7 protein-coding genes are annotated in these 11,523 nt (G+C 70.5%); 4 read left to right on the top strand and 3 right to left on the bottom strand.

Annotation, left to right across the window (positions count from 1 at the left end; translation table 11 throughout):
* Window positions 1–26 precede the first annotated feature (26 nt).
* Window positions 27–638: an HNH endonuclease gene (locus ACFYST_RS15730; RefSeq protein ID WP_387646544.1), complete on the bottom strand. Its 612-nt coding sequence runs from the start codon at window positions 636–638 to the stop codon at window positions 27–29.
* Between the two features lie 308 nt (window positions 639–946).
* Here ACFYST_RS15730 and ACFYST_RS15725 point away from each other — a divergent pair, with 308 nt between their 5' ends.
* Entirely contained in the window at window positions 947–2,014 is a 1,068-nt protein-coding gene (locus ACFYST_RS15725; protein WP_387646546.1) for a mechanosensitive ion channel family protein, read from the top strand.
* A 79-nt stretch (window positions 2,015–2,093) separates the two neighbouring features.
* Here ACFYST_RS15725 and ACFYST_RS15720 read toward each other — a convergent pair whose 3' ends face one another.
* Window positions 2,094–4,730, bottom strand: coding sequence for a SpaA isopeptide-forming pilin-related protein (locus ACFYST_RS15720; RefSeq protein WP_387862684.1), 2,637 nt, complete (start codon window positions 4,728–4,730; stop codon window positions 2,094–2,096).
* 224 nt (window positions 4,731–4,954) lie between these two features.
* Window positions 4,955–7,585, bottom strand: coding sequence for an SdrD B-like domain-containing protein (locus tag ACFYST_RS15715; protein WP_387862682.1), 2,631 nt, complete (start codon window positions 7,583–7,585; stop codon window positions 4,955–4,957).
* A gap of 304 nt (window positions 7,586–7,889) precedes the next feature.
* Here ACFYST_RS15715 and ACFYST_RS15710 point away from each other — a divergent pair, with 304 nt between their 5' ends.
* The 3 genes from ACFYST_RS15710 (at window position 7,890) to ACFYST_RS15700 (ending at window position 11,521) form a co-directional block, all read left to right on the top strand.
* Window positions 7,890–9,080: an ROK family transcriptional regulator gene (locus ACFYST_RS15710; protein WP_387862679.1), complete on the top strand. Its 1,191-nt coding sequence runs from the start codon at window positions 7,890–7,892 to the stop codon at window positions 9,078–9,080.
* A 126-nt stretch (window positions 9,081–9,206) separates the two neighbouring features.
* A complete protein-coding gene (locus ACFYST_RS15705; protein WP_387646556.1) occupies window positions 9,207–10,568 on the top strand; it encodes an extracellular solute-binding protein in 1,362 nt (453 codons plus the stop codon).
* Window positions 10,569–10,573: 5 nt separating this feature from the next.
* Window positions 10,574–11,521 (top strand): carbohydrate ABC transporter permease, encoded by a 948-nt coding sequence (locus tag ACFYST_RS15700; protein WP_387862676.1) that lies wholly within the window; start codon window positions 10,574–10,576, stop codon window positions 11,519–11,521.
* The last annotated feature ends 2 nt before the right edge of the window (window positions 11,522–11,523 follow it).

Here is an 11,523-nt window from a genome sequence, read left to right as displayed (position 1 = left end):
GTCGTGTCGAGCAGGCCCTTGTCTGGTCAGGCGGAGAGCGGAGCGTGCTGCTCGCCGCGTCGGACGGGACGGGTGCGGACCGGGGACGGAACGGCCAGCTCCGGATGGTCGTGGTGCTCGAAGTCCCGGAACTGGTCGAGGCCGCCGTACGGCTCCAGGTAGGGCCGCCAGCGCGGATCCTTGATCCCGGTGCCGATGACCCGCCAGGCCAGGCCGCTGGGCGCGGCCGGGGGGCGCTTCATCCGCCAGCCGAGGTCGGCGAGGTGCCGGTCGGCCTTGGTGTGGTTGCAGCGGCGGCAGGCCGCCACCACGTTGTCCCACCGGTGCTGACCGCCCCGGCTGCGCGGGATCACGTGGTCGACACTGGTGGCGGCAGCCCCGCAGTACACGCACCGCCCGTGGTCGCGGGCGAACAGCGCGCGCCGGGTGAGCGGCACGGGGCCTCGGTAGGGAACCCGCACGAAACGGGTCAGCTTGACGACGGACGGCGCCGGAACGGCGCTGGTGGCGCTGTGCAGAGTGGTTCCCGCGTCCTCCAGGGCGATCGCCTTGTGGTTGAGGACCAGGATGAGTGCGCGTCGCATCGAGACGACACCGAGTGGCTCGTACGACGCGTTGAGGACAAGGACATGCGGCACGGGGCCTCCTTGGACGCCTGCGGCGCGTGGCTCGCGCCGAGTCGAGCGGGCGATCGTGACCCCTGCGGGACGCGATCTCCCTCAGTGTCGCCTTACGCCCTCGTACGACGCCACCATTTCTCTGTGAACGGGCCGCACGCCCGGGTGGACCCCGCACTGCCGCCCATAGGCGGTATGCCCAGCTCGGGGCCCACCTGCACCCACCGTGGCCGGGGCGGCGCGGACGGTGGCCGGAACCGGTCTGACGGGCCGTCCGGGCGGGTGAACGGGGGCGTGGGGGCCCGCACGGCAGGCCCTAGAGTGGGGCGATGCTCGCCGATTCTTCCCCCGATCCCACGACGCCGACGTTCAACCTGCCCACCAGTGCCGCCGATGTGACCGACTCCACCCGGCAGGCCGCCAGCTGGCTCGACGACAACTGGCAGGGCTGGCTGATCGACGGGCTGCGGATCGTTTTCATCCTGCTGCTCGCGCTGGTACTGCGGGCGGTGGTCCGCAAGGTCATCGACAAGCTGGTCGCCCGGATGGGCCGCCCCGCCGAGGCGGACAACGACCACGGCGTGATCGGCGGGCTGCTGGCCAACAGCGGCGTCGTCAACACCGAGCGCCGCCAGCAGCGTTCCGAGGCGATCGGCTCGGTGCTGCGCTCGGTGTCGTCCTTCAGCATCCTCGGCACCGCCTCGCTGATGGCCCTGTCGGTGCTCGGCGTGGACCTCGCGCCGCTGCTGGCCTCCGCCGGTGTGGCGGGTGTGGCAATCGGTTTCGGCGCGCGCAACCTGGTCACCGACTTCCTCTCCGGCGTCTTCATGATCATGGAGGACCAGTACGGCGTCGGCGACGAGATCGACACCGGCGTCGCCACCGGCACCGTGCTGGAGGTCGGCCTGCGGGTCACCAAGCTGCGCGGCTCCGCCGGCGAGATCTGGTACATCCGCAACGGCGAGGTCAAGCGGATCGCCAACATGAGCCAGGGCTGGGGCACCGCCTCGGTGGACGTCCAGGTCGGCTACAAGGAGGACCTGGAGCGGGTCGAACTGCTGGTCACCGAGGCCGCCGAGCAGCTCTCCAAGGAATCCCCCTACGACGAGCTGATCTGGGGCCGGGTCAAGGTCCTCGGCATCGAATCGGTCGCCGTCGACTCGGTCGAGCTGCGGATCGAGGCCCGCTGCACGCCCGGCAAGTCCGCGCAGGTCTCCCGCGCGCTGCGGCTGCGCATCAAGGCCGCGTTCGACCTGGCCGGCGTCAAGCTCAAGGAGGAGGCGGCGGCCGCCGTCCCCGCCCAGGCCCCCGCCCCCGAGATCCTGCCGCCGTCCGCGCTGGCCGACCCCAGCTCGGCGCGGTCGCTGGCGGCCAAGCCGATACCGCCCCTGGCGTAGGCGCTTCTGCCGTACAACGACGGCCGGGGCCCGGGGAGTTCGCACTCCCCGGGCCCCGGCCGTCTGCTGTCGCGGGGCGTCAGGCGCGGCGCCTGCGGACGGCGATCAGGACGGCGGTGCCCAGCGCCAACAGCGCCGTACCGCCGGTCAGGGCGTACGTCAGGACGGTGTCGTTCGTGCCGGTGTAGGCCAGGCTGCCGCCCGACGGCTGCGAGCCGTTCTGCGACGGCTGTTCCGGCTTCGGGGTGGGAGCCGGGGTGGTGGGGGGCGGGGGGATCAGCTGGTTGACGGCGGTGGTGGTGATGCCGGCGTCGAGGTGGTCGTCGTCGAGGACGACCGGGCCGAGGACGGGCTGCTCAGGGGTCTGGTAGCCCTTGGGCGGGGTGACCTCCTGCCAGTAGTACGTGCCCTTGTCGGCGTTGGCGGTGCAGGTGCCGTCGTCGCCGGTGGTGTACGGGTCGCCGACCTTGGTGTCGGCGTCCTGCTGCAAGCCCTCGGTGTCGTTCGACTCCCGCCACAGCTGGAACACGGCGCCGGGCAGCGGCTTGCCGTCCTGGTCGTGCTTGACCAGGCGCAGCGCGCCCTGCTGCTGCATGAAGCCGAAGTCGAAGCTGTGGTCGTTCTGACCGGGGCCACCGGTCTTCAGCGCCCGCTCGACGTAGGTACCGCCCTTGGGAATCGTCCCGTCGGAGTCGATCAGGCGGCTGTCACCGACGTTCGCCTTGGTCGGCACCCAGTGGTACAGCGGGCCGCCCTTCGCGTAGTCGGCGGGGTTGTCGAGCCGGATGGTGTAGGCCGTGTTGGGCTTGAGTCCGCCCGTGACGTTGGTGTTGTCGAAGTAGTACTCGCCGCGCGGGGTGGTCTTCGCCGTGCCGACCTTCTTGCCGTCCGCGTCGTACAGGTTGACGGTCGCACCCGGAACCGGCTTCTGCTGCGGCAGTTGGAGGCCGGAGCGCTCCGGGTCGTACCAGACCCGGTTGCCGATCTGGAGCGGCGCCCGGTCGCAGAGCACCTCCAGGTCCGCCATCGCGGCACCCTTGCCGAAGCTGGAGCGGCCGTCGGAGAGTTCCTGGCCCATGCCCGGGTCCTTCTCGCCGGTGCGCAGGGTGAACATGGTGCCGGCGGTGACGATGTGTTCGAGCACGTCGTAGCCGGAGCTGGCGATGGAGTTCTCGACCTTGGAGAGCGCCATGCCCGCGTACGTGGCGTAGGTGTGCGAGTTGTTGAGCCGGCTTACGTCGTAGAAACCCTTGCCCCGGGTGGTCATCCCGCAGCCGAGGTTGACGTCCAGCACGTAGCTGTCACCGGACTTGCACGCCTTGTTCAGGTCACCCGACGCGAGCGCCCTCACGCCGCCCGGCGGGGCCGGGTTGTCGGCACTCGGGTAGAAGTTGGCCTGGTCGGGATAGCGGTCGCGGAAGGACAGCAGCATGGAGCCGTCGGTCTCGAAGCCGATCTCGCCGAGCTCGGGCTGCCCGTAGAAGTTGCAGGTTCCGCTGGTCGGCCTGGTGTCCGTCCACGGGTACCAGTAGTAGCCGGAGCAGATCCTCGCCGGAGTACCCCGGTGGTCGAGCGGCTGGTTGAGGACGGCGGCGCCGAACTTCCCGGTGACCGGGTCGAACGGCAGCACGATCGCCCGCAGGTCACCGAGCTTCTGGGTGGACTGGCCGGAGCAGACACCGCCGACGTACCCGACGCCGTCCTGCATACCGAGGCCGTACGGCCGCCAGTCGTCCGCCGACGGGCAGTCGGCGGGGGTCGGGATGCTGTAGACCGCCTTGGGCTTCTCGGCCGTGGCCGTGGTCGCGTCGTAGCGGTACAGCTTGCGGTCGTTGAGGTTGACCACGTACAGGTCGTGGCCGTCCTCGGTGAGCTTCAGCCCGCCCAGGCTCTCCTTGCCGGGCGCCGCCATGAACGCCGGGTCGAGGTCGCCGCCGTGTGCGCTGCTGCCGGCGTCCGGCACGGTGGTGAACAGCTTGGTGGTCTTCGTCGCCGGGTCCGTGACGTAGATCGCGCCCGGGCCGCCGGCGCCGTAGCGGGTGTCGCGCTTGGCCTGGGCCGAGCTGAACAGGCGCCGGCCGTCCCGGTCCCAGGCGATACCGAACACGTTGCCGGTGTCGGTGGCGGTGCTGAGGTCGGTGACGTCCTGGTTGATGCCCCGGGACCGGTACGGGTAGCTCAGCAGGGTCCGCTTGCCCGCCGGGTCGATGATCGCGGGCTGGCAGGCCGTCGCCAGCGGGGCGTTCTGCTGGCAGTAGTCGGACGGGTTCCACAGGCCGGTGGTCAGCGTCGCCTGCTTGCCCGCCGACAGGTCGACGAACTCGGTGTTGCTGCTCAGCTTGTCCGGAGCGGTCAGTCCTTCACGCGCAGCGAACGCCGGGTACAGCACGCCGGGCTTCGGATTGACCACGTCCACGCGGTACTTGCCGCTGGTGGTGGCCTTGGTGGGCTTCAGCGTCACCGTGCCGTCGGCGGCCGTCACCGCCGTCCGCACCGCGCCGTCCTCGCCGGTCAACGTCACCGTCACCCCGGCCATGCCGGGCTCCAGCGCCGGGCTGTACGTCCCGCTCTCGTCAACGGCGCGGACCACCCGCACCGTCACCGAGCCATCCGCAGTCGCGGCGGGCGCGGAGACCGCCGGGCCCGTGGCTATCCCGGCCGCCAGCAGAGCGGCCAGCGCGGCAGGACGCCGATAACCGCTTCTCTTGATTTGCACCTTCTCCCCTCCTGTCGCGGCGCCCGCTCCCCCCGGAGCGGACGTCGATGTGTCGGAGGTTAGCGGTCCAGCGCGAACTTCGGAACTTGGCCCTCCACTTCCGCCGCCACAGAACAACAGGCGGGTGTGGCCGCCAGCTTGACGAGGACTCAGGCTGTTCCTCGCTCGGACCGGAAAGGGCCCCGGGAGAGTGTCCCGGGGCCCGCCTCACTGCCGCCGGGGCGTCAGTGGGTGCGGCGCTTGCGAACCGCGATCAGCAGACCCGCGCCGGCGACGAGCAGGATCGCTCCGCCGACCAGGGTGTACGTCAGGACGGTGTCGTTCATGCCGGTGAAGGCCAGGCCGCCCGAGGGCTGCGACGACGGCACCGGGGTAGGCGTCGGGGTCGGGGTGGGGGCCGGGGTGGTGGGCGGCGGGGGGATCAGGTGGTTGACGGCGGTGGTGGTGACGCCGGCTTCGAGGTGGTCGTCGTCGAGGACGACCGGGCCGAGGACGGGCTGTTCGGGGGTCTGGTAGCCCTTGGGCGGGGTGACCTCCTGCCAGTAGTACGTGCCCTTGTCGGAGACGGTGTGGCAGGTGCCGTCGTCGCCGGTGGTGCACGGGTCGCCGACCTTGGTGTCCGGCTTGTCACCGTCGGCCTGGAGGCCTTCGGTGCCGTTGGTCTCGCGCCACAGCTGGAACACGGCACCCGGCAGCGGCTTGCCGTCCTGGTCGTTCTTGACCAGGCGCAACTCGCCCTGCTGCTGCATGAAGCCGAAGTCGAAGCTGTGGTCGTTCTGACCGGGGCCGTTGGTGGTGAGCTTCCGCTCGACGTACGTGCCGCCCTTGGGGACGGTGCCGTCGGAGTCGATCAGGCGGTTGTCGCCGACGTTGTCCTTGGTCGGGACCCAGTGGTACAGCGGGCCGCCCTTGGCGTAGTCCGCCGGGTTGTCCAGGCGGATCGTGTACGCGGTCTTGGGCTTCAGGCCGCCCGCGACGTTGGTGTTGTCGAAGTAGTACTCACCGTGCGGCGTGGTCTTGGCGGTACCGACCTTCTTGCCGTCGCCGTCGTACAGGTTGACGGTGGCTCCCGGAACCGGCTTCTGCTGCGGCAGTTGGAGACCCGAGCGCTCGGGGTCGTACCAGACCCGGTTGCCGATCTGGAGCGGCGCCTTGTCGCAGAGCACTTCGAGGTCGGCCATGGCCGCGGCCTTGCCGAACTTCGAGGTGCCGTCGGTGAGTTCCTGGCCCTGCCCGGGGTCCTGGGCTCCGTTGCGGAGGGTGAACATGGTGCCGGCCGACCACGCGTGGTCCATCACGTCGTAGCCGGAGGTGGCGATGGAGTTCTCCACCTTGGACAGCGCCATGCCCGCATAGGTGGCGTAGGCGTGCACGTCGCCGATGCGCCGGGTGTCGTAGAAGCCCTTGCCGCGGGTGGTGATCCCGCAGCCGAGGTTGACGTCCATCACGTAGGTGTCGCCGGACTTGCACGCCTTGTTGAGGTCACCGGAGGCGACCGTCAGCATGTACTCGGCGCCGAAGACCGCGCTGGACTGGTCGGAGTAGCGGTCGCGGAACGAGAGCAGCATGGAGCCGTCGGTCTCGAAGCCGATCTCGCCGAGCTCGGGCTGCCCGTAGGTGTAGCAGGTGCCGTCCGTCGGCTTGGTGTCCCGCCACGGGTACCAGTAGTAGCCGGAGCAGACGCTCGCGGGCGTGCCGCGGTGATCCATCGGCTGGTTCAGCACGGCCGCACCGAACTTGCCGGTGGCCGGGTCGAACGGCAGGACGATCGCCCGCACGTCGGCGAGCTTCTGGGTGGACTGGCCGGAGCAGACACCGCCGACGTACCCGACACCGTCCTGCATGCCGAGGCCGAACGGCCGCCAGTCGTCCGCCGACGGGCAGTCGGCGACCGGAATCGGGTACACGGCCTTCGGCGCGGACGCGGTGGCCGCCGTGGCGTCGTAGCGGTACAGCTTGCGGTTGTTGAGGTTGACCACGTACAGGTCGCGGTTGTCCTCGGTGAGCTTCAGGCCGCCGAGGCTCTCCTTGCCGGCCGCGGTCAGGTAGGCGACGTCGCCGTCGGCGGTGTGCGGGGTGTTGCCCGCGTCCGGGACGGTGGCGAACAGCGAAGTGGTCTTCGCCGCCGGGTCGGTGACGTAGATCGCGCCCTCACCGCCGGGGCCGTAGGGCGCGTCGCGCTTGGCCTGGGCGGAGCTGAACAGCCGCCTGTCGTCCCGGTTCCAGGCGATGCCGAAGACGTTGCCGGTGTCACCCGAGGTGCTGATGTTGGTGACGTCCTGGTTCACGCCCCGGGACCGGTACGGGAAGCTCAGCAGGGTGCGCTTGCTCGCCGGTTCGGTGAGCGCGGGCTGGCAGGCGGTGGCCAGCGGGGCGTTCTGCTGGCAGTAGTCGGACGGGTTCCACAGGCCGGTGGTGACGGTGGCCGTCTTGCCCGCCGACAGGTCGACGAACTCGGTGTTGCTGCTCAGCTTGTCCGGCCCGCCCGCGAGACCCTCGTGGGAGGCGAACGCCGGGTACAGCACGCCCGGCTTCGGATTGACCACGTCCACACGGTACTTACCGCTGGTGGTCGACTTGCTCGGCTTCAGCGTCACCGTGCCGTCGGCCGCGGTGACGGCGGCACTGACCCTGCCGTCCTCGCCGGTCAGCGTCACCGTCACGCCGGCCATGCCGGGCTCCATGGCCGCGCCCGACCACGTCCCGCTCTCGTCCACCGCGCGGATCACCCGCACCGTCACCGAACCGTCCGCGGTGGCGGCGGGCGCGGAGACCGCGGGGCCGGTGGCGATTCCGGCGGCGAGTAATGCCGCCAGTGCGGCGGAGCGCCGGTAGCCGCTTCTCTTGAGTTGCACGTTCCTCCCCTCCTCTTGTCGGCGCCCGCTCCCCCGGAGCGGGCACACGATTCAACGGAGGTTAGCGTGTCCGGGTCGGGCTTCGGAACAGTGCCCTCCGCTTTCCCCACAAAGGGGTAACGAGCTTTGTTGACAAGGTGACTGACGGTCCGTCAGTTCAAGGAGTCCGGGCTCACCCCACCCGCCCCTGCCGAAACTCCGGCAACGAACGCGCATCCGACCGTTGACAACCGCGCCCCGGCGATTGGAAACTTTCCTAACAGTTGGCCGCGTCGGCGTCACCGGATGGAGGATGATCGGGCCCGTGACCACCCAGAAGAGTTCCCGTTCCCCGCTGGCCGGCACGCCCAGCCTGCTCCGGGCCATAAACGACCGCGCCGCGCTGGAACTGCTGCTCGCCAATGGCCCATTGTCCCGCACCCAGATCGGCAGCCTGACCGGCCTGTCGAAGCCGACCGCGTCCCAGCTGCTGGCCCGGCTGGAGGCCGCCGGCCTGGTGGTGCCGGTGGGGACGACCGCGGGCGGGCCGGGGCCCAACGCCCAGCTGTACCAGGTGAATCCGGCGGCGGGGTACGTCGCGGGGCTGGACGTGACCAGCACGACGGTGCGGGTCGCGGTGGCCGACATCACCGGGGTGACGCTGGCGGAGCATCAGGTGCCGTGCAAGGGCTGGCCGGCGGCGAAGACGGTGGAGCGGGTCGCGGAGGCGGTCGCCGAGACGGTGCGCCGCGCGCAGCTCCCGCCGGGTTCGCTGCGCGAGGTGGTGATAGGGATCGGCGGCGCGCCGGACCCGGTGACCGGCAAGCTGCGGTACGCCTCGCACCTGCCGGGCTGGCACTCTCCGCGCCTGCTGGAGGAGTTGGCGACGGCGATCGGCGCGCCGGTGTCGATCGAGAACGACGTGAACCTGGCCGCGGTGGCCGAGCAGTCCGTGGGCGCGGCGGCCGGGTGCGAGGACTTCGTGCTGCTGTGGGCCGAGGAGGGCATCGGCGCGGCGATCGTGCTGGCGGGCCGGCTGCACCGCGGGTTCACCGGCGGCGCGGGCGAGGTCGGCTACATGCCGGTGCCCGGCGCGCCGGTGTCGTTGAGCGCCCGCCGGAAGCACTCCGGCGGGTTCCAGGACCTGGCCGGCGAGCCCGCGGTGCTGGCGCTGGCCCGGGCCCACGGGCTGCGCGGCGCCGACGCGGCGCAGGCGGTGGCCGCGGCCCTGGACGCCCCGGAGGGCGAGGCGTTCCTGGCGGAGCTGGCCGAGCGGTTGGCGGTCGGGCTGGCGGTGATCGCCTCGGTGGTCGATCCGGAGCTGGTGGTGCTCTCCGGGGGGACGCCGACCGCCGGCGGTGAGCGCCTGCGCGAGCTGGTCCAGCAGGCGCTGGGCCGGATGTCGATCCCCCGGCCGGAGGTCCGGCTGTCCGCCCTCCCCGGGTCGCCCGTCCTGGCCGGTGCGCTGCAGCGCGCGCTGGCGACCACCCGGGACGCCCTGTTCAGCACCCGCTGAGACCACCGATCCGAGCAGCACGAACGTCCGCCCCGCACGTCCGATCCGCACGTTCCGCTCCCCTTCCCCCGCACGGGTGCCGGCCGCCCGGTCCGCCGCCCGTACCCTCGTCAGGAGTGCAATCCCGTGGACACCACCCGCAGCTCCCCACGCGCCCGCCGCCCGCTGGCCGCGCTCGCCGCCGCGCTCTGCACGGCCGTTCTGGCCTCCGCCTGCACCGGCACCGACTCCGGTGGCGCGGAGGACGGTTCGGCGTCCGGGCAGGACGTGACGATCACCTTCTGGCACGGCTGGAACCAGGACAACGAGGTGAAGGCGATCAACGACAACGTCGCCGCCTTCGAGAAGCTGCACCCGAACATCCACGTCAAGGTGCGGGGTGACATCGCCGACGAGAAGAGCGAGCAGGCGCTGCGGGCCGGCGGCCCGGACGCGCCGGACGTGGTGTCCTCGTTCAGCACCGACAACGTCGGCAAGTTCTGTTCCTCGCACGTGTTCGCGGACCTCGGGCCGATGCTGGCGAAGGACGGCATCGACCCGGCGAAGACCTTCCCGTCGGCGATGCTCAAGTACAGCCAGTACCAGGGAAATCAGTGCACCCTGCCGCTGCTCGGCGACGCCTACGGCCTGTACTGGAACAAGACCGCGTTCGCGAAGGCCGGGATCAGCGGCCCGCCGAAGACGTTCAGCGAATTCGCCGAGGACGCCGCGAAGTTGACGATCCCCGGCGGCGACTCGTTCCAGCAGCTCGGCTTCATGCCGAACTACCACGGCTACGAGACGCCGATCGCGCACTACCTCGGCCAGTTCGGCTCCAGCTACTTCGGCCCGGACGGCAAGTCCAACGTCGCGACCGACCCGACGGTGGCGGCCGAGCTGACCTGGCAGAAGCAACTCGTCGACCGGCTCGGCGGGTTCGAGAAGCTGGAGAAGTACCGGACGAGCTTCGGCGACGAGTACAGCGCGAAGAATCCGTTCAGCACCGGGCAGGTCGCGATGAGCCTGGACGGCGAGTGGCGGGCCGCCGCGCTGGCCGACGACAAGCCGTCCTTCGAGTGGGCGACCGCGCCGTTCCCGGTGCCGGACGAGCTGGCCTCCACCTACGGGCGCGGCTACCAGACCGGCACCATCATCGGTGTCGCCAACGGTTCGAAGAAGCGCACCGCGGCCTGGGAGTTCGTCAAGTACCTGACCACCGACACCGACGCGGTGGTGTCCTTCGCCAACGCGATCCACAACGTGCCGAGCACCCTGGCCGCGCTGGACTCGCCGAAGCTGGAGGCCGACGCGAACGTCAGGACCTTCCTGGACATCGCGCGCAACCCGAACTCCTCGACCACCCCCGCCAGCGTCAACGGCGGCGCCTACCAGATCTCGCTGCAGAACCTCAGCTACGAGGTCGAGTCCGGCAAGATCACCGACCTGAGGGCCGGGCTCACGGCCACCGCCAAGGAGATCGACGACGCCGTCGACCAGGCGAAGAGGTGACGGTCGTGAGTACCCCCGTCCCGCCGGCGCTGCGGGCCAAGCGCCGGCGGGAGCGGGCCAGGACGCTGGCGTTCCTGTCCCCGTGGCTGATCGGGTTCGGCGTCTTCTTCCTGTACCCGCTGGTCTCGACGGTCTACTTCTCGTTCACGCACTACGACGGGTTCCTCGCGCCGACCTTCTCCGGCCTGCGGAACTGGGAGTACGTGTTCACCAAGTACCCGTCGTTCTGGAAGGGCCTGGGCAACACCCTGTGGCTGGTCACCGTGATGGTGAGCCTGCGGGTGGTGTTCGGCCTCGGCATCGGGATGCTGATCACCAAGGTGAAGTCCGGCTCCGGGTTCTTCCGCACCGCCTTCTACCTGCCCTACCTGGCGCCGCCGGTGGCCGCCACCATGGCGTTCGCGTTCCTGCTGAACCCGGGCACCGGCCCGGTCAACCACCTGCTGGGCGAGCTGGGCCTGCCGCAGCCGGGCTGGTTCAACGACCCGGCCTGGTCGAAGCCGGCGCTGACCCTGCTGGCCATGTGGGGCATCGGCGACCTGATGGTGATCTTCATGGCGGCGCTGCTCGACGTTCCCAGGGAGCAGTACGAGGCGGCCGAACTCGACGGCGCGAGCGCCTTCCAGCGGTTCCGGTACGTCACGCTGCCGAACATCTCGCCGATCGTGATGTTCGCGGTGGTCACCGGGGTGATCCAGACCATGCAGTACTACACGCAGGCGATCGTCGCGGGAAAGGTCGCCTCCGGTGTGATCGGCGGCTCCGGGCAGCAGTTCGAGCCCGGGTACCCGTCCGGTTCGACCTGGACGCTGCCGCAGATGGTCTACAACCTCGCCTTCCAGCGCTCCGACTACGGCTCGGCCTGCGTGGTCGCGGTGATCCTGTTCGCCCTGTCGATGGCGTTCACCTCGCTCCTGCTGCGCCGCAGGTCCGGATTCCTGGCGGAGGACTGATC

The organism is Kitasatospora sp. NPDC004614 (genome assembly GCF_042873675.1).
Lineage (GTDB): Bacteria > Actinomycetota > Actinomycetes > Streptomycetales > Streptomycetaceae > Kitasatospora.
This window is presented reverse-complemented; position numbering and strand designations above follow the sequence as displayed.